This is a genomic window from Pseudoalteromonas sp. P1-9, from assembly GCF_001399975.1.
In the GTDB taxonomy this organism is placed as follows: Bacteria; Pseudomonadota; Gammaproteobacteria; order Enterobacterales; family Alteromonadaceae; genus Pseudoalteromonas.
Window position 1 is genome coordinate 43480 of sequence record NZ_LKBD01000005.1, and the last position, 22360, is coordinate 65839.

The window sequence follows — 22360 nt, forward strand, 5'->3', positions numbered from 1 at the left end:
TATGAGTTTGTACACAGAATACATGGAAGAAATTGAGGTTCGTAAAAAAGACCTTGGTTTAAGCCCAAAGCCAATTGATAGTGCAGAGCTACTATCTGAGATCATGGCTCAAATTAAAGATACAACAAATGAGCACCGTGAAGATTCATTAAAATTCTTCATCTACAACACACTCCCTGGTACTACACCAGCGGCAGGCGTTAAAGCGCAATTCTTAAAAGAAATCATTCTTGGTGAAGAAAGTGTTGCTGAAATTTCAGCTGACTTTGCGTTTGAACTACTTTCACACATGAAAGGTGGTCCATCAATCGCAGTATTACTTGATCTTGCACTCGGTAACGATGAAGCAGTGGCAAAACAAGCTGCTGAAGTACTTAAAACACAAGTATTCCTATACGATGCAGATACAACGCGTTTACAAGAAGCGTTCAAAGCAGGCAACGCAGTTGCTAAAGAAATCCTAGAAAGCTATGCAAATGCTGAGTTCTTCACAAAACTTCCTAACATTCCAGAGAAGATTGAAGTTGTAACTTACATTGCAGGTGAAGGTGATATCTCAACAGATTTACTTTCTCCAGGTAACCAAGCGCACTCACGTGCTGACCGTGAATTACACGGCCAATGTATGATTACACCTGAAGCACAACAAGAAATCGTTGCGCTTAAAGAAAAGCACCCTAACGCGAAAGTAATGCTTATCGCAGAAAAAGGTACTATGGGTGTTGGTTCTTCACGTATGTCTGGTGTGAACAACGTTGCACTTTGGGCAGGTGAGCAAGCGAGCCCATACGTTCCATTTATTAACATTGCACCAGTTGTTGCGGGTACTAACGGTATTGCGCCTATCTTCCTTACTACAGTTGACGTAACTGGTGGTATCGGTCTTGACCTTAAAAACTGGGTTAAGAAAGTTGACGCTGACGGTAAAACAGTTACAGACGCAAATGGCGATGCAGTACTAGAAGAAGCTTACTCTGTTGCAACGGGTACTGTATTAACAATTGATACTCAAGCGAAGAAGCTATACAACGGTGACAAAGAGCTTGTAGATGTGTCATCTGCATTCACTCCACAGAAAGTAGAATTCATGCGTGCAGGTGGTTCTTACGCGGTTGTATTCGGTAAGAAACTTCAAACGTTAGCAGCAGAAACGCTAGGTGTTGATGCACCAGCAGTTTACGCACCTTCAAAAGAAATCTCACACGAAGGCCAAGGCCTTACTGCTGTTGAGAAAATCTTTAACCGTAATGCGGTAGGTGTTCAATCTGAAACGCCACTTCACGCAGGCTCAAACGTACGTGTTAAAGTTAACATCGTAGGTTCGCAAGATACAACGGGTCCTATGACATGCCAGGAACTTGAAGCTATGGCTGCTTCAACGATTTCACCACTTGTAGATGGTGCATATCAATCTGGTTGTCACACAGCATCAGTTTGGGATGCAAAAGCGCAAGCAAACATTCCTAAATTAATGGCGTTCATGAACAAGTTTGGCCTTATCACTGCACGTGATCCGAAAGGCATTTACCACTCAATGACTGACGTAATCCACAAAGTATTAAACGATATTACTGTGGACGACCGTGCAATCATCATCGGTGGTGACTCTCACACGCGTATGTCTAAAGGTGTCGCGTTCGGTGCGGATTCAGGTACTGTAGCAATTGCTTTAGCAACCGGTGAATCAGCAATGCCAATTCCTGATTCAGTTAAAGTAACGTTTAAAGGCAAAATGGCTAAGCACATGGACTTCCGTGACGTGGTACACGCAACGCAAGCACAAATGCTTAAGCAATTTGGCGGCGAGAACGTGTTCCAAGGTCGTATCATCGAAGTTCACATTGGTACGCTAATGGCTGACCAAGCGTTCACGTTCACTGACTGGACTGCAGAAATGAAAGCGAAAGCGTCAATCTGTATTTCAAACGACGAGACACTTATCAAGTCAATTGAACTTGCTAAGAGCCGTATCCAGATCATGATCAACAAGGGTATGGAAAACGAAGCGAAGACGCTTCAAGGCCTTATCGACCTAGCTGACGAGCGTATCGCAGGTATTAAGTTTGGTGAACAACCAGCACTTGCACCTGATGACAACGCTAAGTACTACGCAGAAGTAGTAGTTAATCTTGATGAAATCGTTGAGCCAATGATCGCTGACCCAGACGTAAATAACGATGACGTTTCTAAGCGTTACACGCACGATGTTATTCGTCCAGTTTCTTTCTACGATGGCAAGCCAGTTGACCTTGGTTTCGTTGGTTCGTGTATGGTTCACAAAGGTGACATGCAGATCATCGCGCAAATGCTACGTAACCTAGAAAAGCAAAACGGTTCAATCGAATTTAAAGCGCCACTAGTTGTTGCGCCACCAACATACAACATTGTTGATGAGCTTAAAGCAGAAGGTGATTGGGAAGTACTTGCTAAGTACGCAGGTTTTGAGTTTGACGATGCAAATCCGAAAACAGCTGCACGTACTAAGTACGAAAACATCCTGTATCTAGAACGCCCAGGCTGTAACTTATGTATGGGTAACCAAGAAAAAGCTGAGCCGGGTGACACTGTAATCGCAACATCAACACGTCTTTTCCAAGGCCGTGTAGTAGCTGATACATCAGAGAAGAAAGGTGAGTCACTACTTGGTTCAACACCATTAGTAGTACTATCTTCAATTCTTGGTCGTTTCCCAACTATGGCTGAATACTCAGCAGCAGTTGAAGGTATTGACTTAACAGCGTTTACACCACTTGAAGAAGAACTCACCACCAAATTTGGTTCTGAGCAAGTTGTGCCTGTAAAGGTTGTATAAAGTTAATTTAAATCTAACTTATTGAAAAAGCGCGTGTTATACGCGCTTTTTTATTGCCTAAAATCTGCCTTTAATGCACACTTAAAAGATGATTTTACAAGGAACGTATTATGTCTTCGGTATCTTTTGCGAATACCTATCGCACACATTCTCGCTTGGTCGTAAATGACGAGCAACAAGTTTTACAATTAGCTGCATCAAATGACAGTAAAAACACCTCAATATTTTTTGACGGTAACATTACCAAAGCATATGAAACTGCAAGGTGTTTACGCTTTTTAAGCAAGGTTGTCGGTGCACGCTTTTATATTCCTCCAGCAATGTTAGCGCGTATATTACGTGAGGCTGATCCAGTGGTAACGGCAGCGCATAACCAACTGCGATTCGAGGTATTTTCTAGCTGCTGTAGTGCTTATGCGCGACTTGATATACCAAACACCTGTTTTAGCGCGAGTAAAGTTACGACAGGCACAACCAATGTAGATTTTGGCCAAGAGATGAGAGCGGCGCTTTCACACGTTAGAAAATCAGATAACTTAACGTTTAACGTATCTCAAAACGGTTTTTCCCTTGAATCGAGTAAATCGACTGTATTTGAAAAAAAAGTAACGTTACCTGTGCGCTGGATTAAAGGGTTTTCAGAAGTGCAGGCCATGCAAGTGGACGCAACTAAGTTTGGTGAATTAAGTCGTGTCGAAGCCATTAAGCTTTTTAGACAGTTACCACGCAATAAAAACAAAGAGTATGTCTGGTTAACAAGGCATGGTAAATCGATACGTATCGCGCATCAAACTCAAAAACATGGCATTAAGTTAAAAGGGATTGAACGACTAAACTTAATTGCAGAGTTATTACCTATTTGCAATAAGTTAGAAATATATAGCACCAACTCTCAATCTCTATCTTGCTGGGTATTACATATTGGTGATCTGGCACTGACATATGTATTAAGTGCTGAGCCATGGCGGGGGTTCTCAGGCGAGGGGAATTTATTAAAAGCCTTAGTCGCATTTAACAACGATGCCTTGCTTGCCAATATTAAAGCTGAGCTTAATTGGCAAAGCCAAATTAGTATAGAAGTGATGAGCCAACAACTCGGTGTCAGCAAAGATGATATACAACAAGCACTGTCAATTTTAGCAACGCGCGGACTGGTTGGCTTTGACGTAAACAAACAGTGTTTCTTCCACCGGGTGTTACGTTTTGATTTGGATTTGGTTGATCAACTTAATCCTAGATTTAAATCTGCAGCAAAGCTTGTCGACAAAAGCGCTGTACTTATTACAGAAAAAACAGACACATACCTCTATGCTAACGTGCAAAGTAATAAGATAACGCATAGGGTCGAAATTACGTCCGAGCAGGAAAAGTGTACATGCCCGTGGTATGGAAAATACAAAGGAGACAGAGGGCCATGCAAACATATTCTTGCCACCTTAATGATTTTAGAGGAACAGGGAAATGACTCAATTTGACCAATTAGCAGAACATATTAACACGGGTGATTACAAAGCATGTATTAGCTTAATTAACGCATGCGACTCAGAAACATTACAAAAATTACGTACATCTTTATCAAAAATTTTCAAAGAGCTCACTGATAAGGACCGGGAAATACGGTTTAGTTCACTCTCAACAACACAACAAAGGAAGGATATTGAAAACCAATTGTATGCTGCAAGAATTTGTGTATATGGCGTGTTACCGTTAAATTCTATTGAAAAACTTGGTTGGCAAGTGAATCCTGATGATGGTGCTTTTTGTGAATTAGTGATCACTGAATTTAACAAGCCGTTACAGTGGGTTGATACTTGGGTAGCAAGTCTATCAGAGCGATCTCGCATTAGCTTTTATGAGCTTAACGCTTTATATCAAAAAGGTTATTGCAATAAGCCAACCAGTGAGCACTTTTATATTAAATTAATACAGGGTTTTGGTCCTGATTTTAACATTGACAAAGAGTTCACAAAAGACTCTGAACTTGCCCAAGTTGACATCTGGAAGCTATTTGAAGTTGAAGGTACCAGTGACTGTAATTTAGCTGGGTGTGAAATCTATGGTGGCCCAAGTTGGTCCAGCTTTTTTCTTGAACAAGAGCAAAAAGGCGTGTTACCGCGAGAGAAGCTGCTTATTTGTTCACTCAACGCCCTAGACCAAGACTTTATACAAAAGCGTGCAGGTTGGTTTTCACGTTTTCATGAACAACTTAAACCGAGTATTGAAGAGCGCAAAAATCTTGAATCTCGTTACTGCCATTTGCTTGGTAGCCAAATACCACCCACAGTGACGTTTGCGTTAAAAGCACTTAATACCTTAGCAAAAAACAAGCAGCTTGATGTAGAACTCTTTATGCAAAATGTTGAGCCTGTATTGTATGCTAAAGCAAAAGGCACAGTGTTAACCGCTTTAAAACTACTTAATCAAATTGCAAAGCAACACGCGCCTTATCAAAATCAAATTGCGCTTTTAGCAGCAGTTGCATTGTTGCACGAACACGCAGATGTGCATAAATTAGCAATTGATTTAATTGAAACCTTTGGTGACAAAAATGATGCACTACTAAGTGATGCTATTGGCGCTAATGTTGAGATGGTTGCAGCAAGCCAAAAGCATCGACTAAGCGATTGGTTAGAGGAGGAACAAGAAGTACCGGTTGAGCAAATAGTATTTGAATCAGATTATGATCCGTTTGAACCAATTATGCCAGTTGCCTCTTTTAATGAGTTATTAGAGCTATTAACCCATTTAATTGAGTGCCAAGAAGACCCAATATCCTTAGAACGCGCGTTAGATGGCGTGGTTCGCTTTGCTGACATTGAGCCCAATATTAAACAAGCAAAAGGGCAAGCATTATTAAGTAGAGCGAATAAAGTTTGGCAAAAATGTGATGTTAAATATTTCTATCAAAGCAGAGTATCAGAAGAACAATATCTAATGGCTGCTGTAACTAAAAGTTATTTAGAAAATATGGATTATATTAGCCAAGCGAAACACTTTCAGCCTGAGCGTTATTCAATCATTGGCTGGTTTGACGTTTTGTTAGAGCACAGCAAAACCGCCTGTAAACTTTCTATAAACGAGTCTGCTGCCTGCTTATTGGCGTTCCCCACCCATGGCAGAGGGTTTATCAATCCGAATGTCCTTATTGATAGGTTCTTATCAAACAAGAAAAACAATGTATTTTGTGATATTACAGAACAGGCTTTGGCCTTATTAAGACTTGATAAACGCATTGCAATTAAACCAGAGTTACTCGAACATAGTGATGAATTTGTAAATTGTGTTAAGTTTGCTTTAGGCCATACTATAGAACTGGGTAACGAATGCGCACTTTGGCTCGCTGCTTCTCGAATTAGGCAAGATCAAGACGTAACAAACGCACTAACTGACAAGTTTGGTTATTACGGGCCTGATGGCTTTGAAAAGGCTGAGCATGTCTTTAAGTTAGAACTCTTTGATAAAAAGTGGAATTGGTACAAGTTAATTTGTAAAACAAATCAGGATAATATTGAACATTTTAACATAGAACATATTTCAACCTTAACACACCAAAAGCGCCCAGCTAACGCTTTAGTAAATCTTTCTAATGTGAATGACACCACTTATGACGTGATTGGAGAAAGTGACTTGAGTGTGCGTTGGTCAGCTACAGTATGGCCTTACGACCTAGATGCATTTTTTGCTCAGGCTACTATGTCTTTTTCACCCGATGAAAATTCATCTTGGTATTTCAAATGTTACTTTGAACCACTACTAAAAGGTGATGTACAGATTACGCCTGTTGCCGCACTTTTATTGAGTATTGGATTTGCGGCGGTAGAAGCATGTCAAAAAGGAGTTGTGCTCGAGGCAACAATACAAGCTATTGCAGACGAGCGGCTTGATCTTGATGTGCTAGCAAAAGAAGCTGCTTTCTTACTACCCAGTGGCTATATCACTGTTGGTCGCTGGACTAAAATGTTTAAAGAAATCGCCACAATTTCCCCTAAGCACGGCCGATTTATTTGTCAGCTTATACCTAAGCTCTTAACCCACGACCCTGCAGATGCGCCACGCGATATGGGAGGCTTGTTAGAGTTGCTTAATGAGCTAGAAATTGAGTTTGGCTTAAGTACGGATGTCAACCAAGCCATTAGTTACTATAAGAATAATAAAAAAGGAGGCAAGCAAGGAAAAGCCTGTAAGGCCTTATTAAAGCGGTCGTTACAGACGGCTTAAATAAAAAAAGCCGAAGTACTATCAGTATTTCGGCTTTACCCAGCGCTATTTTACTCGTGATATTTGCGAATAACCGCAACTTTACCATCTTCAATTTCGAGCACTTCCATCATTACATTTGAATACTCAAGCGGTTGCTTGTTCTGTGGATGTATGCCTTTTGCTGAAGTTGTATAACGAATGGCAACAGCGGAAGTATTAAAGGTAAACACATCTAACAACTCTGATTTAAACTCGGTATGTGCGCCTAAATAAAATGTCATGCCTTTTCGCATAGCTTGTTTACCATCTGGTAGGCGAGAGTCGTCAGTGACATAAGGTAGGTGCGAATGACCGATATCATCGGTTAATAAAGCTAAATAATCTTCTAGTTCTTTACTTGTGGCGGTGGGTGATTGGGTAGCCACCATGGTTTTATAATAGTTATTAGCAAACTCTTTTAAATCCATTTGTTTCGTTTCGGCAAGTGCATTTTGAATGCTTGCAACGATTAAAAATATTCCTATAACTACACGCATTATTAACCTCAATTGTATGAAATTTGTCTAGCTAATCTAACGCTCCTTAATGCAAAAACAAACTAAAATAACTAGTTAGAAGTATTTTGTTACACAAATTCTGATAAATAGCGGGAACAAATAAAGCACACAATAATGATGCTGCAATTGGCACCTGCTTTGACTATCCAAGGAAACCTTGAAAGGTTAAGAACCTTATTCTTGCTCAATACCGCTGCTATACCCATTAATGAGAACCAAGGAGTGCAGACTATAAACAGTTTTTGTTTGAGTAACATCACAGCGACATCGTGAAGCAAACCACTGGCCGTAAACGTGGCGATTAAAGCAAACCAATGTGGCAGAAAACGTGTCAATGGTTTTTGGATTTTTGTTGCAAGGTAATAGCCCCAAATCGGATTCCAATAAAGCCAAAATTGTGAAAAATTTTTCGCACCGAGGGCATTTTTGAGCATGTTAGTTAATGAGCCAGATGCACCGAGTGGCACACCATTTCGCCGTTCCACATACTGCTTTAAAGACAGTGCCATTAGTACGGTTTTCCTGTTGGCTTTAAAACTTCACGCCATTGATTTGCCCAATTACCCTGAAAGTGGGTTTTAGAGTAGTTTTTTACTTTTTGCATGGTGATCTTCTTTGGTTCGTCTTTTTGATTTAACCATGTTGATATGACAGAATCAAAGTTGGCGAAATCTTCGTGTAACAAGGGCAGATCTAAATCTTGCTTTAAAAAATGTTGGCTTTGAATGTCACACACAATGGGGATGAGGCCAGTACTCATTGCTTCCATAAGTGAAAGTGATTTTCCTTCACGAATGCTGCAACTAACATAAAAAGCTACATTGCTAATCACCATTTTAAGTTGGTCATGATTAAGCGCACCATAAAAATGAATATTTGGGTATTGGGTTTTTAACGTGTCAAATAAACTGCCATCGCCCACAATATGTAAAGACCCAAGGTGTGCATGTTTTTGCCAAAGCTGACAAAGTACGTCAACACCTTTCGATTTTTCAAGTCTTCCAAAGTAAACCAGATCTGTTGATGATGGGTTTGAGTATGTGTCTAATGCGGACTCATTTTCAATGATATGAAATGCATTGCACGCGTTTGCAGAAAAAATATTGCTATTAACTAAAATTACGCGATAACAGTAGCTGTTAAATAGCTTGTGCAGTAAAAAAATTAATTTTGAGTACTTTCCTGGCCCGTGAAGCACACATATATCTTTTCTATAAAAAAATCTTAAAGCAGAAAATAAAGAGGCTCTTGTGTCATGGAAAATATATTGATTACTCGGGCGCAGTAATGTGAACAGGAAACAGATTAATTGCCACACTGATTTATCTTTTAATGTAATAAAAGGAATTGAAAACTCGCTCTGCATTTTTCGTACATATATTTCGGCCCCACCAAAACTTTTATCACTCCAAAGAACGTTATATATCATATTTTAAAAGGTACTCTTTAACTTGGGTCGCATAATCTTTTTGGCTGTGGGGTGTGTGCTTTTTTAACTTTTTTTGCCACGATAGATCCTTTTGCAATGTTAACCATGTATGGTTTTTAAATCGATAGTCGAGTAATCCTGAGCGATATCCCGCTACGGTAGAGGCATTTTGATAAATACAATCGACAACTTTAAATAAGTTTAGGTGGTTAAACTTATCAATGTTTGAGCGTGGGTGTAATTTAACATAGATAGTGTCGCCAATTAGCTGTTGCAGCTCAACCAACAAAGTAATCTCTTGTTGTTCAGAAATCCCCAGTGTTTTTGTCAGCGGTTCATCCACGTAAAAGCAGGGCACAGGAGTGGCGCATACTTTGGCGTCAGTTTTAGCACCAAAGCTGCTCACATCAGGCGCATTACATAAAATGTACTCGACATTATGTTGTTCAGTAAAATGCTGTTGCCACTCCGTTTTATAGGCCTCGGTAAAATAAAACAGCAACACTTTAGGTTGGTGAGCTTTGTGTGCCAAATACCAGCGAGACAGTTTTAAACGGCCAATAGAGGAGAGCCAATAAACGAGTTTTTTATAGTTTTGTTTATAATAACTTAGAGGTACCTGCTCTCTTCTTGGGTTTTTAGCGTGCTGAAGAATAACAATGGTGTCAGCACTCCTGCTTGCTAATTTAAACGCCTCGATGTCAGGAGGGCGACGACCCCAAATAAACACGTGCTTTGCATGACTAAATTTACATTTTCCAAATATCGAACGTTTATCTTCGTGATAATAAAAATCACACTGATTGTGTAATACATGGCGGGCAAAGCGCTCTTTCTCCAAAGCATCGATGTTTACAGAGAGCTTCATAATTTACCTGTTTTGTTCTGTTTAAAAATACGACTAACTACACACCACAGTAACGGATCGGTTAGTGGTATCTTGGTCAATAGCAAGCAGAAACTTGGTGGGTTTTTTATACAGCAAAAAAGTAAGACAAACACCACTGGAATCGCAAGCAGACCAAAAATCAATACACTAGAAATTAATGGCCCCATATCAAATATCACTAAGTTATTTAATTGTTCTGCAGTTAAACCGAGTATTGGCGTGGTGGCGCTAAATAAAGATATGGCTTGAAAACGTGTTACTTCGTCAAAACCCGTTGTTGCGTAATGACCAACTTTGTATTGTAAGAAAGTGACAACGATATACCCTAAGTAAACTATCGCCGGAGATAAAAGCAGTAACAGCGAAAGCTTTAAATTAAAGCGAATGGGTGCATAAATGAGTAGGTAAGCCAACATGAGTAAAGCAACTGCAGCAGCTGCAGAAAAGCTAAGTAGTGCAAAAATAAGAATAATGCATTTTTGCAAAAAATAGTCTTTTGAATTTGCAAGGTGTAACAAGCACACTATCGCGATTAAATGGTACGCATAAGTCGACGGTTCTTGGTAAACACCAGATCCCCTAAAACTAATTAATTCAAATGCACCTATCTCATGACGTGATTCGCCATATATTATTTTGGCAATGATGTCATAGCCTAAGAACTGAATACTTAAGATAGACAGAATGAAAAACATGATTAGTAGATAAGCGACAGATAGCCAATGTTTTTCGTGAACGTCAAAATCGAACAATAAAAAACTGATAGACAAAGCACAGTACACAATAATCAAAATCTTAACGGGGTCGTCTTTGTATATAAAAGCACAAATAGATAGCAGCAGCGCGACTAACAGTGTATTGATAATTTTATAGATGTCATAGGTCTTTGTAGATACTAACGCAAGCAAAAGCGCGAAGGGAAAAAACAGTTTTAACCCTACAAACGGGAGTGGCACAGTCGCTAGACTAATGGATAATGCATAGAGATAGCTAGTCATTACAATGCCTTAGCAGAAAGTACCGACAACTACCATGAAATAAAGCAATTGCGAGTGCGTAAAAAATCAATGCTGAAGCATCAGGGTATACCAGTGTAATTGCGTCAAATAAGAAATACAAAACAAGACAACAGAATGCAGAAACCGCAGTTGCTTTTAACGCTTTGGTATGAAGCCCTTTATAATTCAGTAGAATGTTCATTTGACCAAACTTCAGTAAGATGGCTTCAAACAACATAAAGAGAATGAAATAAAACAAAAGATTTGGGATAAAAATATACGCTGCAAAGGAACCGAAAATGGAAAGCAAAAACAGAATCTTAAATTGGCTCTGCTTTATCTTGTTATAGTGGATCAGCAAAGTCTTGCTATCTTTAGTGTCTAAGTGATGAACACGAAGCAATATGAGAGCACCTAATGTACCCGAAATAAAAGCACTGATTTTGATAAGAATTAAGTAATCTGTCTGCGAATCGGTACACAGTTTTACTGCAAGCAGGGTAACCAGTGGAATGAAGAATGTACTTAAGCTATCTAAAATATAGATTTTTAAATTAGGGATTTGTTTCCAGTTATAACTGAATTCATCGGGTGAGATAAAAAAGAACACCACACAGGCTAAAAATAAGCAAATAGCAGCAATATGAAATTTTGCACTTTGGTAATCACCTACCATGACAAATAAACACACTAGCGACAGTAAACAAAAATTCAACAGGCCATTTTGCAAGAAGAACCCATTGCGATTACCTTGTCTAATCATATAACTGCCAATGTTAAACAACATCGCTGCGGTTATTGAAACCAATAAAATAATATACGCATGGCGGTTAACTAACAGCATCACTTGCGCAGCAACTAATAAACTGACCTGAATTAAAAACACATTTACAAGGTGCTGCCGTTTTATACTTGGGTTGAGGTTTTGCTGCAGATAAACTGGCACTCCCAATCGGAAAAATGGCAGTAAAAGCGGTGAATATAATAAAATATCCAGTAAAACATTTCGCACATTCGCGTGCTCAATCAGATCTAAGCTTTTAATAAATGTAAAAAGAATAACTGCTGGCACCAAACGATAAAGGATATCGAGCAGCTTGGATAGGTCAAAGCTGTTATGGTACATGGTTGTGAGTGCCTTCAAGCCCTTATCTCCCCATGCCAAAAAGTACCGTCGGGATTGTTTTAAGCATGATTTTTATATCAAACCATAGGCTCTGATGTTTAATATAATGCACATCATATTTATGCTTCCAGATTGCATCGTCAATGGAGGAGCCATATTGATAACACACTTGGGCATGACCCGTAATGCCCGGTTTAATGGCATGTCGAAAACGATAATAGGGGATGTGTTGTTCAAGATCTTTAATAAACACTTCGCGTTCAGGGCGAGGGCCTACCATTGACATATCACCATTTAATACATTGAAAAGCTGAGGTAACTCATCAATGCGAGTGGCCCTAATAAAGCGACCCACTCGCGTTATGCGATCATCATTACTTTTCGCCCATTGAGGCCCATTTTTTTCTGCATCGATACGCATCGAGCGGAATTTATATACGTTATATTCTCGATTGTATTGTCCAACACGGAGTTGGCGGTAGAAAGTGGGGCCTTTACTTTCAAGGCGAATGGCAAGTGCAGCTAACAGCATGACCGGAAATGTAAAAGCGAGTAGCAATAGTGCAATCAGTTTATCCATAAAAGACTTTATGAATTGTGACTTTTTACACCACAACATCCCGATAGCTTCTTCATTGATAAAATATTGTGTGCTGAGAAGTGACACTTCCGTATAACCAAGTTGTTTGTCTAAAAAAGCGGTGAGTTGCTCAACACGGGCGCCTTGCGATGCAGCATGTAATAAAAAATCTTTTTGCGATGCACAAAGATCTTCCATGCCATAAAATAAGATGGTTTTACCGTCGAAGTTATTAAGCTGAAAATCGTTAAAAATACAATTGAAAGGTAAATTATTAGCCGTTGTTAAAATGTTTTCAATATGCCTCCTAGGGCAATAAATGAAATATGTGTTTTTATATTTAGTGAGATTTTTTTTCTTATTTTGCAGAACCTCATTGGGTTCATTAGCAGCTTCTAAGTTTTTTGTTATTATATCGAATGACATACTACCTACCACATGACCTAAATAATGACATTCCGTGACGACTAATAACTCCTTTGTAAAATCCCTTTTATTATCTCCTTCAACTATTACTAAAGTATTAAATTTGATGTCATCATATTGGAAACACAACGTAAGTTCCAGTAACTTTTTATTCACTATATTAAAAATATTGTTAACAAAAAAAATAGAAAGGTACGATTTTAGTATTGGTTTTTTGGGGTTTGAGCTTGTGCGCATGTAAAAATGTAACTATATGTACATATAGTTGATTCAGAATAAAAATATTGATTTTTTGTTAATCTCGTGTATTTTGGTTGAAAATTGCTGGGATGCGTTGAAACAATCTCAATAAAGTTTTGATTACACTATTTTTGCAGTAAAGAGTATTCAATGACCCAAAAACCGCTATTTTCCTTGTCACTTGCTTTCGTGTTAATGATGCCTGTTATCGTAAAAGCAAATGACTGGCACCAATCTAAGAATGACGTAGCTGTATCTGTTGCAACTAAAGTTACCGACAACCTTTACTATCAAGAGAGTAACCCACAGTCATCGTTTTCATCAGTGCTGCAATTGGGTTATGACAGAGTCGCGTTATTTGAAGGCTTTGGTATTCATATCCCTTTAGAGTTAACGCAAAAAAATTATTTTTCTGAATCTTCCCTAAACCATTTTGATTACAAATTCACGCCAGCATTAAATATATTTTTATCAGAGCAATCAGACATTACGTTTAAAGCAAATGCCTATCAAGTGCAGAAAATAAAAGGTGAAGAAAATGCCGAATTTTTACCAGAGTTTGCAGATTATGTTGACGAGCAAGCGCACTCTGCTGCATTGAATTTAGGTTTAGGGCGTGCCCCTGAAAAGCAATATTTGAATATTGAGATCGCAACGAAACAATACCAGCAAGCGTTTGAAGACTTAACGTTGTCACAAACAGAGTCGAAAGTTATGTCAGCGCGTTATGGACATAAAATTTCTGAAGATAGCTACGCATTAGCAGATGGTACCTACAAAGATGAACAACGTGATGACTTATCATCTTCGTTGGTAGAATTAGGCTTTGGGTTATATACTCGTTTAGGTGGTTCACATCAGTTTAATATTGTTGTTGGATACTTTGAGCGAACGGGCGATACCGCAAGTGATGGCTATTATTGGTTGCTCAGCGACAAATGGCGCTTATCTGATGAGCTTGAACTAACATTCCTATCAGAGCAACATTCCGAAGTGTCACTTTCTCAACAATCCCTTACTCAGTTAACTACAGAGAATGATATTTCATTGCAGTACCAATTAAGTAATGCACACTATATTCGTTTATCACTTGCACAAATTGACCAAACGTTTGATCAATCAGATGGGTTTCACAAACGCCAGGTGGCATCATTCGATTGGCAGTGGCGACCATATGAAGGGTTTGATGTGGATACATCACTGGCACTTGAACGTATCAACACAAGCTTGCTTGATAAGCATGTCACCCAACAGAGCGCGCAAGTTGCAATGGAGTATTTATGGTAGTTAACAAGTTATTATTAGCGCTCATTTTCTCTTTTTTATTCAGTGTTACATCCTATGCAAATGAGCAAATCTTCCGCTTTGGGCCGGGTGACACCATAAGAGTATCAGTATACTTGGAAAGTGACTTGTATTTTGAAGGTCAAATATCACAACAGGGCAGTATTGATTTCCCATTATTAGGGAGTTTGAGTCTCAAGGGGTTAACACAACAAGAAGCAAAGCATTTCATTGAGCAGCAATTAAAAGATGGGTATTTAGTATCGCCCAACGTCTCCGTTAGAATCATAAATTATCGCCCTTTTTTCATTTATGGTGAAGTGCGAAAACCCGGCAGTTATCCGTATCAGCCCAACATCACTTTAGAGCAGGCAATTGTTTTAGCTGGTGGATTAAAAGATAGGGCATCGCGTGAACAATGGACCATTCAACGGGGTGAAAAATCCAATATTTTCAAAGCCTCAGCTGACAGTATTGTGCAACCTGGTGATGTGATTAAGGTTGAAAAGAGTTTCTTTTAAATGAATAAGCCAACAAATGTTTCGTCAAATAATCTAGATACAAGTATTAATGTAGGCGACTTACTAGGTTTACTTTGGGTCAAAAAATGGGTGATCATTTTCATGACGGGCTGTGTGTTCTTACTGGGGCTGCTATTTATATCTAAATTGCCAGATGTTTACCGTGCGTCTACCACCATTATGGTAAAAGCTGAGCGAACCGATAATCCACTGCAAACACTTGTGACGGGTCAAATAGGCATCCAAGAAGAGCTTGATACGACCATAAAACTCATTAAATCCATTCAATTTGCAAATGTACTCATTGATAAAATTAAGCAGCAATATAGTGGGCTTCAATATGACAAAGTACTTAATGATGAAAAAGAGTTTCTGAAAGTATTGAGTATTCAACCAGTCCCCAATACGCATATGCTTGAGTTGTCATTTGAACACACTGATGCAAATTTTGCTGCTTTTGTTGTGAATCTGATCGCCACGAGCTTTATTGAATACGAATTATCTTTGATGCAACCCCATGCAGATAAGAGTGATGAGTGGATCCGAACCAAAATCCAAGAGGTAAAAGACAAGCTTGATGAAGAAGAAAGTAAACTAAATGACTTTCGCCAAAATAACAATATTGTTGATATTGTGAGTTTTGTCAGTCTAGCAAAACAAGATATATCTCAATTACATGAGCAAAAAAGAGCGTTAACTTTAGAAGCTGAAAAGTTAGCAAGAGTGATCAACACATTAGCAAATCATGCAAACCCAGATAGCGCATTGGTTATTTCGCAATGGAGTGACGTAGAAACCCTTAAAATATTGTCCAAGCAGCAAGCCAAACTTGAAACTGAACTTTCGCAAATAAAGCTTCGTTACCTTGAAAAACACCCTAAATACAAAGCAAAAGTAACCGAAATTGAAGGTACTCGACAGCAACTTGCATTGGAGTTTGAAAAATTATCGGATGGGCTGAAGCATAAACTAAGCGAAATAAATCAATCCATTAAAAGTTTGGATTTAAACCGCATTGCGGCAGAGCAGCAATTAGAACAAGCCATATTAAAAAACTTAGCATTCGAAAAAATTAAGCGCAGCGTCTCGGCGACAACGCAACTTTTAGAGTCAATAACGGCCAAACAAAAGGAAGTCGAATTATTTAAAGATATTAACCACGCAAGCAGTATTATTATTGTTGATCCTGCCTTAGAGCCAGAAAAACCGGTTAGACCCAAGCGTATTTTACTTGCAGCTGTCGTATTATTTATTGGCTTAGCATTATCTTTACTTGTTATTTTTATCGCTAAGATCCTCGGTAACAGTCATAAAAAATATTACCAATTAGTACGTGCATACGATTTAGATGTGCTGGGTGAATTGCCCGTTGTGAGTCGCTTTCGCCGCTATAAACGCGGGCTTATATTTAGCAATGAAAATGAGGGAGACTATCGATTATTTGAAGAATGTATCCGTTCTATTCGTACGAGAATGTTGCTCAGTGATGGCAATGAACAAGATAAAATTATTGCAATTAGCTCGCTTGAGCCAGGTGAGGGTAAATCAAATTTTGCATTATTACTGGCTAAGTCTATTTCTGAAGTGGAAGATGTGATTGTTATCGATGCCGATCTGAGAGAGCATTCGATAACAGTAAAGCTGGGTTATGAACCGAGCCAGCCAGGACTCACAAATTTTCTAGCAAAAATCCATACATTCGAGCAGTGCGTTATAAAAGATCCTACCCTTAAAGCTGACGTGTTTGCCAGTGGTATTTTACCTAAAAAGCCACAGTTATTTTTATCTTTGAGCCGCTTTGAAAACATGCTGAAGGCGCTGAGTAAAAAGTACGACCGCGTTATTCTGAATTGTCCGCCACTTTTTTTTGCTTCAGACATTATGCTGATCAGTAAACATGTAAATACCATTAACTTAATCGTAGATGTTCAAAAACATACCGTTACAGAGCTTGAAAATGAGTTAGATCAGTTGGTGTATACAAAAAGCAAAGTAAATAGTGTGATATTCAACAAAATAAAGGTAGAGCACAAAAATTATTATCGCCGCGTAAAACACCCTAAAAATAAGAAATAAGCTAGGGTCTGTTGATCTTTGCTGTTCTATTTTGTGCTTTTGAGCGTGCTTTTATCACGGCGCTCGATGTGTGGGCTTGCAATCAAAGCGAATATCGAACTACCCTTCCGTGTCTTGCTAACGACCTTATTTGCATCAATAAAGCAACAATGAGAAAAGCGCGCTCAAAAGAATCGTTCGGCAGCGCTTGATTGCATCTTGTACTGTGTTATTGGCTGGCTTACATAGAATAACGATGCCACAAAGCCTCAGCCTTGTATCAACCCCAATCAAACTGCTGCAAAAACGAAGTTGAAAGGTCTATAGAGCCTATTTCAGTAAAAGCCCCTCTTTAATTGGTTGAAAACGACTGGCACTGTATATAAGTGATTGCGCAGTGAGCTTTTCAACGCCATATACCCAAGTTTCAATGCCATGTTTAGATGCAATTTTTTGCAGTAATAAATCGAAATCCCCATCGCCAGAGAGTAAACACACAACATCAACATTTGGCGCATGTTCTAAAACATCAATGGTAATACCCACATCCCAATCGCCTTTTGCAGAGCCATCAGCGCGTTGGATAAAGGGTTTGAGTTTTACGTCAAAGCCAATGTGCTTAAGTGCTTTTTGAAATTTATGCTGTTGGTCGTCTTGGCGCGCGATTGCGTATGCATTGGCGAGTACAATCTCCCCTTGATTAGATAATTGTTGCCATAACTCGCGGTAATTAAATTGGCGTTGATAGGCTTGACGTGTGGTGTAGTAGATATTTTGAATATCTACAAAGAGCGCGATTTTTTTCAAAGTGATTAGTTCATTTAATTGTTTGTGACACTATAGCAAGCAAAGTTTGCGACTAACAGTGATGGCATGCTGTGATATACTTCTCTTTTTGCAATATTTGAGTGTTCGCTTTGTCTTCAACTTCTTGTTTTTCAACTACGGCGTTATCGCCCGCGCTTTTAGAAAACTTAACCAGTTTAGGTTATACCACAATGACCGATATTCAGGCGCAAACCTTGCCGCTTATTCTTGAGGGTAAAGATGTGATTGGGCAGGGCAAAACAGGTTCGGGTAAAACCGCGGCGTTTTCACTTGGCTTGTTGCATAACTTAAATGTGAAACGTTTTCGCGTGCAAGCAGTGGTTGTGTGCCCAACACGTGAACTTGCCGACCAAGTAGCGGTAGAGATACGGAAGCTCGCGCGTGCTATTCATAATATTAAAGTGCTTGCGTTATGTGGTGGCGCACCGATGGGACCGCAGATTGGCTCACTCGAACATGGCGCCCACATCGTTGTAGGTACGCCAGGTCGTATTGAAGAACATTTACGAAAAGGGCGTTTAAACCTAGACGAAGTAAATACCTTTGTGCTTGATGAAGCTGACCGTATGCTTGAAATGGGCTTTGAAGAGTCGCTTAATTGCATTATTGAACACCTACCAACAGCAAGACAAAATTTACTATTTAGTGCGACTTATCCGGCTAAAATTGAGCAGTTAGCACAGCATGTAATGGTTAATCCTGAAAAAATCGTGGTAGAGGCAACACATGATCACAGTTCAATTAGCCAATATTTTTATGAAGTTGAAAATAATGACGCACGTTTAGATGCGGTTAATCGCCTATTACTTAAGTTTCAGCCAAAATCTGCGGTGGTGTTTTGTAATACAAAAAATGAATGTCAAAGTGTGTGCGATGACCTAAGCCAATTTGGCTTTGATAGTGCTGCATTACATGGTGATTTAGAACAAAAAGATCGCGACCGTACTTTAGTGCGCTTTGCTAACAAGAGTTTAACCATTTTGGTTGCAACCGATGTTGCGGCCCGCGGTATTGATGTTGATCATGTTGATATGGTGGTGAATTACCACATTGCTCACGACCCTGAGGTGCATGTTCACCGCATTGGCCGTACAGGCCGTGCTGGTAATAAAGGTATTGCCTGTTCGCTTATGAGTTATAAAGAATCCCATAAAGTGAATGCGTTAGAAGACTATTTGAAGATTGAAGCCACGCCAACTGATTTACCAGGCGATGAGGTATTTGCAAACGCGATTGAGCGCGCGCCAAATATTACGCTGCAAATCGATGGTGGTAAAAAAGCAAAACTTCGCCCGGGCGATATTCTGGGGGCGCTTACATCGAACAGTGCAATTACCGGTGAACACATTGGTAAAATCAAAGTAACGGCTATGACATCGTATGTCGCGGTAACACGAAAAATTGCCAATGCGGCTGTAAAAACCATTAGCGAAGGTAAAATGAAAGGGCGCAACTTTAGAGTACGCAAAGTCACTAAGTAGTCCTACTTAATTTGTTATAAAGATGTGTGATGATGTCACACATCTTTAAATAACGAGCGACTTTAAGGATTATTTTCGTTAAGCTATCTAATGGCTTAGAGTTTGACTTAAAAAAAACCGCTAATGATAGAGCGCACCGTTTTTATAAATATCCGTTGACCACTGCTCGAGCAGTTCACTCGCTTTATCATGTTCTTCAGCAGTGAGCTTATCGTACTGTCTGTTAACGAACCAAGAGAAGCGATTATAAATTTCGTCATTGTTGGTAAACTGGGTGATCAATTGGTTTAGAGCAAATGACTTAACATGACCAAGTTTCCCCGCTTTTTGTGAGTGATGCAGATTCGACAATTGAATTAATGCATCAATACTGCCTTTTTTACCTGCTTGCTCTAACAATGCAAGTTTTTGTGTCGTAAATGCATTGCGCGTCGCAATATAGTCATCGCGCGATAATGACGCATAGCCTTGCGTTTGCATGTAAAGTTTTTCGCTGACGCGACCTAATGTTTCCTGCGCAGGCACAAATCCTTGAGTTGCTGCAGTTTCTAAGTAAGTGTAAAAGGCATTTAAATTTTCTGACTCAAGCCCCTGGCAATAGGTAAACTGTTCACGCACTCGCTCAATTGCCACGGTGCTGTCTGTAAATTGGTAGGCTTGCTCAAGCTTATCTTCAAACATTTGCTCATTTAATGGTGCGAATAAACAGTAACGGAAATTACGGGCAAGAAGATAACTCGCTTCAGCGTCCCCAGATTTTGCGCGTAACTTTAATGCGCTTAACTGGCTCTTTATGCCATCTTTAAAACGCCATTGAGGTTTGGTTATTTCAATTAAATGGCCTTGGTTTGTGCGCTGTGATTGTGTTGATAAGGTGCTAACAATAGGCTGAGGTTCGGTGATTGTTTCATGTTCATCGCGCTCGCTGCTATGCTGCGTTTTAAGTGAGGTACTTGTTATTTCAGGCGTTGTGTTATCTGCGAACAAAATCAAAGTAAGCGCAGTCACAACGCACAGACAAATTGCGATATAAGTAAATGCTTTCATAGTCACCAATTAGGACGCGCTAGGATTTTTTGCATTTAGTGGTTGTTGGCGCAACAGAACGATTGTCTATGTTATTTTGATGTGATTGATATTTAGTCCAACCAAGTGGGCATTGTGTCGCATCAAGTTCAACAATGGTGTTTTTTGGCAGCAAACTTGATTGTTTGCTTAATGTTTCAATCACTTTTTCTAATTTAACAATTTTTCGTTCTAAACAACGCGTTTGTTCTTTAGCGCTGAGTTTTACAGAGCAGTCTTCTGCGCTTGCACTCATCGAGTATGTAACAAAAAACAGATTGATTACTAGGAGGGGAGTCAGTTTAAGTCTCATTTTAATGTCCTTTTATTGTGATACTGTTAATTTTTTAATTTCGCGCATGTGCTAAGCCCTGCTCAAATCCGATTACAAATGGTTCGATAGCAAAACCAATTAATAAACATAATGAAGCAGTTAACATCATATTGCGGTTATTTTTCTTGTACCCAATGCTAAAGAGCACAGCAAACATAACGAGTGTGAAAATTTCAACGTATTGCAAGGTCAAACCCTTTTGAAGTTAAAATAATTTGCTTTATGGGCTTTCTATATAATTGATATATTTATCAAATTTAAAAGCGCTTTACTATAAACTCACCACAATAAGTGTTAACAAATGTGTATTGCCGGGAAAGGGGATTGCTGTTGCGGTAAGTTGTAATTATAAGCCGTGTTTTTGATTGTACGCTTTTAATGCATTTCTAACTTTCTCTACTAATGCTTTATCTGTTTTATTACTAAACGCTAAGCATCCTTCGGCGTCACTTGCCTTAGTTACCTCAATCAGCTTTTCGATTTCGGACTCTGTATGATTAAAATGACGCAGATTCTCTGACATTTCCCACTCCGTTTGTAATACCAAGTCGACACGTCCTGCAAAAAACTTTCGTGCACCTGCGTAAGGATCACTCGTTACATCGAGGTTAACACCATTTTTGAATCCGTTTGCAAGCAAATACTCATGATCAGATTCGCCCTTTTCGATGGATGTAACATAGCGCTTGGCGTGTTCAAGTGTGGTTATATTTATTTCTTTGCGCTTCGCTAACTTGTAAAAATTAACTTTAACTGGACCAATAAGCGGACAAACCCATTGAAACAAGTTTTCGCGCTCTTTTGTTTTAAGAATGGTATAAATAAGGGTGTTTTCGTCGTTAGCGGTTAAAATCATAGAACGCGCCCAAGGGTAAGACGTAATTTGGTACTCAATATCAATACTGTCGAGAATAGCTTTGACGCGCTCAGTCGCGCGACCAACCACTTCACCGTGCTCATTTGTATAATTATATGGTCGCCACTCTTCGGTAACCACATTGAGCTTTGCACTTGCCGCTGTATACAGCGAAAACGAGCAAAGTATTAAACAAACATTACAAATAGCTATTCGATACAAACTCGTACCCACTCCATGCGTTATGTGTTTAATAACCTACTTTTCGGTTAAAAACGGTCTTACATTCAATTATATAACAATTAAATGTTTTTAGTGTTTGGCATAATTTAACTATTATTCTCATTATTAATATATAACGTAGTTAAATCTAAATAAACCGATTAAATTCTTATTTAATGTATGATTTCTTTGTATCGATATTCGGTGCGCCTAACGTAATAACCCTCACGTAAATAAATTTATGTGCCTGCTGTTTATATAGCCAAGCATAAACAGTTTTTTTACTATTTAGTCTTCTGACTGATTGTTGTCAGGTGCTGATTGCGCCTGCTTTTCACGCTCTGCTTTCGAGATGTATTTTGGCTTATTATTTTTATTCAGCTTTTCGTTTGCTTTCTTGTCTTTCTTTTTCAGCTTTTCATAAATTTTTTTGCGGCGGTTCATAGTATTCTCACTT

19 protein-coding genes are annotated in these 22360 nt (G+C 39.1%); 7 read left to right on the forward strand and 12 right to left on the reverse strand.

What is annotated here, in order from left to right; genetic code table 11:
* Position 1: 1 nt before the first annotated feature.
* From AN214_RS05000 to AN214_RS05010, 3 genes are all read left to right on the forward strand, one after another.
* The gene (locus tag AN214_RS05000) at positions 2 to 2812 is read left to right on the forward strand and encodes a bifunctional aconitate hydratase 2/2-methylisocitrate dehydratase (protein WP_082428494.1); all 2811 of its coding nucleotides are present in this window, start codon (positions 2 to 4) and stop codon (positions 2810 to 2812) included.
* A 110-nt stretch (positions 2813 to 2922) separates the two neighbouring features.
* Positions 2923 to 4287, forward strand: a complete 1365-nt coding sequence (locus tag AN214_RS05005; protein ID WP_054978693.1) for an SWIM zinc finger family protein — start codon at positions 2923 to 2925, stop codon at positions 4285 to 4287.
* Entirely contained in the window at positions 4274 to 7030 is a 2757-nt protein-coding gene (locus AN214_RS05010) for a DUF6493 family protein (protein WP_054978694.1), read from the forward strand. Before AN214_RS05005 ends, AN214_RS05010 begins: the two co-directional genes overlap by 14 nt.
* 50 nt (positions 7031 to 7080) lie before the next feature.
* Here AN214_RS05010 and AN214_RS05015 read toward each other — a convergent pair whose 3' ends face one another.
* The 7 genes from AN214_RS05015 to AN214_RS05045 all read right to left on the reverse strand — a co-directional run bounded on the left by AN214_RS05015 (position 7081) and on the right by AN214_RS05045 (position 13173).
* Positions 7081 to 7548, reverse strand: coding sequence for a nuclear transport factor 2 family protein (locus AN214_RS05015; RefSeq protein WP_054978695.1), 468 nt, complete (start codon positions 7546 to 7548; stop codon positions 7081 to 7083).
* A gap of 89 nt (positions 7549 to 7637) precedes the next feature.
* Positions 7638 to 8078 carry an MBOAT family O-acyltransferase gene (locus tag AN214_RS05020; RefSeq protein WP_054978696.1) on the reverse strand — a complete coding sequence of 147 codons (441 nt, stop codon included), beginning with the start codon at positions 8076 to 8078 and terminating at the stop codon, positions 7638 to 7640.
* On the reverse strand, positions 8078 to 8767 hold the full coding sequence (locus AN214_RS05025) for a glycosyltransferase (RefSeq protein WP_161805659.1): 690 nt from the start codon (positions 8765 to 8767) through the stop codon (positions 8078 to 8080). Before AN214_RS05025 ends, AN214_RS05020 begins: the two co-directional genes overlap by 1 nt.
* A 220-nt stretch (positions 8768 to 8987) precedes the next feature.
* On the reverse strand, positions 8988 to 9866 hold the full coding sequence (locus AN214_RS05030) for a polysialyltransferase family glycosyltransferase (protein ID WP_054978698.1): 879 nt from the start codon (positions 9864 to 9866) through the stop codon (positions 8988 to 8990).
* Positions 9863 to 10885 carry a hypothetical protein gene (locus tag AN214_RS05035; RefSeq protein ID WP_054978699.1) on the reverse strand — a complete coding sequence of 341 codons (1023 nt, stop codon included), beginning with the start codon at positions 10883 to 10885 and terminating at the stop codon, positions 9863 to 9865. Before AN214_RS05035 ends, AN214_RS05030 begins: the two co-directional genes overlap by 4 nt.
* The gene (locus AN214_RS05040; protein WP_152960708.1) at positions 10878 to 12029 is read right to left on the reverse strand and encodes a hypothetical protein; all 1152 of its coding nucleotides are present in this window, start codon (positions 12027 to 12029) and stop codon (positions 10878 to 10880) included. The genes AN214_RS05035 and AN214_RS05040 overlap by 8 nt, the downstream gene beginning before the upstream one ends.
* 4 nt (positions 12030 to 12033) lie before the next feature.
* Complete coding sequence (locus tag AN214_RS05045; protein WP_235576709.1) at positions 12034 to 13173, reverse strand: sugar transferase; 1140 nt, start codon at positions 13171 to 13173, stop codon at positions 12034 to 12036.
* Between the two features lie 234 nt (positions 13174 to 13407).
* Here AN214_RS05045 and AN214_RS05050 point away from each other — a divergent pair, with 234 nt between their 5' ends.
* From AN214_RS05050 to AN214_RS05060, 3 genes are read left to right on the forward strand one after another with little or no spacing between them, the layout of a single operon-like run.
* Positions 13408 to 14544 (forward strand): hypothetical protein, encoded by a 1137-nt coding sequence (locus tag AN214_RS05050; RefSeq protein ID WP_054978701.1) that lies wholly within the window; start codon positions 13408 to 13410, stop codon positions 14542 to 14544.
* Positions 14538 to 15062, forward strand: coding sequence for a polysaccharide biosynthesis/export family protein (locus AN214_RS05055; RefSeq protein WP_054978702.1), 525 nt, complete (start codon positions 14538 to 14540; stop codon positions 15060 to 15062). The genes AN214_RS05050 and AN214_RS05055 overlap by 7 nt, the downstream gene beginning before the upstream one ends.
* Positions 15063 to 17138, forward strand: coding sequence for a polysaccharide biosynthesis tyrosine autokinase (locus tag AN214_RS05060; protein ID WP_054978703.1), 2076 nt, complete (start codon positions 15063 to 15065; stop codon positions 17136 to 17138). It abuts the gene before it with no gap.
* A 309-nt stretch (positions 17139 to 17447) separates the two neighbouring features.
* Here AN214_RS05060 and AN214_RS05065 read toward each other — a convergent pair whose 3' ends face one another.
* Entirely contained in the window at positions 17448 to 17924 is a 477-nt protein-coding gene (locus tag AN214_RS05065) for an NYN domain-containing protein (protein ID WP_054978704.1), read from the reverse strand.
* 101 nt (positions 17925 to 18025) lie between these two features.
* Between AN214_RS05065 and dbpA the strand changes: the two genes are divergently transcribed.
* Positions 18026 to 19426, forward strand: coding sequence for an ATP-dependent RNA helicase DbpA (gene dbpA, locus AN214_RS05070; RefSeq protein WP_082428495.1), 1401 nt, complete (start codon positions 18026 to 18028; stop codon positions 19424 to 19426).
* Between the two features lie 120 nt (positions 19427 to 19546).
* Here dbpA and AN214_RS05075 read toward each other — a convergent pair whose 3' ends face one another.
* From AN214_RS05075 to AN214_RS05090, 4 genes are all read right to left on the reverse strand, one after another.
* Positions 19547 to 20473 (reverse strand): hypothetical protein, encoded by a 927-nt coding sequence (locus AN214_RS05075; RefSeq protein WP_054978705.1) that lies wholly within the window; start codon positions 20471 to 20473, stop codon positions 19547 to 19549.
* Between the two features lie 19 nt (positions 20474 to 20492).
* Positions 20493 to 20804 carry a hypothetical protein gene (locus AN214_RS05080; RefSeq protein ID WP_152960709.1) on the reverse strand — a complete coding sequence of 104 codons (312 nt, stop codon included), beginning with the start codon at positions 20802 to 20804 and terminating at the stop codon, positions 20493 to 20495.
* A gap of 367 nt (positions 20805 to 21171) precedes the next feature.
* A complete protein-coding gene (locus AN214_RS05085) occupies positions 21172 to 21903 on the reverse strand; it encodes an ABC transporter substrate-binding protein (RefSeq protein WP_054978846.1) in 732 nt (243 codons plus the stop codon).
* A gap of 288 nt (positions 21904 to 22191) precedes the next feature.
* Positions 22192 to 22347, reverse strand: coding sequence for a DUF2986 domain-containing protein (locus tag AN214_RS05090; RefSeq protein ID WP_082428501.1), 156 nt, complete (start codon positions 22345 to 22347; stop codon positions 22192 to 22194).
* Positions 22348 to 22360 lie beyond the last annotated feature (13 nt).

Coding starts and splice junctions, on each gene's coding strand:
- AN214_RS05000 (WP_082428494.1), top strand. CDS start 2: ATGAGTTTGTACACAGAATACATGGAAGAAATTGAGGTTCGTAAAAAA.
- AN214_RS05005 (WP_054978693.1), top strand. CDS start 2,923: ATGTCTTCGGTATCTTTTGCGAATACCTATCGCACACATTCTCGCTTG.
- AN214_RS05010 (WP_054978694.1), top strand. CDS start 4,274: ATGACTCAATTTGACCAATTAGCAGAACATATTAACACGGGTGATTAC.
- AN214_RS05015 (WP_054978695.1), bottom strand. CDS start 7,548: ATGCGTGTAGTTATAGGAATATTTTTAATCGTTGCAAGCATTCAAAAT.
- AN214_RS05020 (WP_054978696.1), bottom strand. CDS start 8,078: ATGGCACTGTCTTTAAAGCAGTATGTGGAACGGCGAAATGGTGTGCCA.
- AN214_RS05030 (WP_054978698.1), bottom strand. CDS start 9,866: ATGAAGCTCTCTGTAAACATCGATGCTTTGGAGAAAGAGCGCTTTGCC.
- AN214_RS05035 (WP_054978699.1), bottom strand. CDS start 10,885: ATGACTAGCTATCTCTATGCATTATCCATTAGTCTAGCGACTGTGCCA.
- AN214_RS05050 (WP_054978701.1), top strand. CDS start 13,408: ATGACCCAAAAACCGCTATTTTCCTTGTCACTTGCTTTCGTGTTAATG.
- AN214_RS05055 (WP_054978702.1), top strand. CDS start 14,538: ATGGTAGTTAACAAGTTATTATTAGCGCTCATTTTCTCTTTTTTATTC.
- AN214_RS05060 (WP_054978703.1), top strand. CDS start 15,063: ATGAATAAGCCAACAAATGTTTCGTCAAATAATCTAGATACAAGTATT.
- AN214_RS05075 (WP_054978705.1), bottom strand. CDS start 20,473: ATGAAAGCATTTACTTATATCGCAATTTGTCTGTGCGTTGTGACTGCG.
- AN214_RS05080 (WP_152960709.1), bottom strand. CDS start 20,804: ATGAGACTTAAACTGACTCCCCTCCTAGTAATCAATCTGTTTTTTGTT.
- AN214_RS05090 (WP_082428501.1), bottom strand. CDS start 22,347: ATGAACCGCCGCAAAAAAATTTATGAAAAGCTGAAAAAGAAAGACAAG.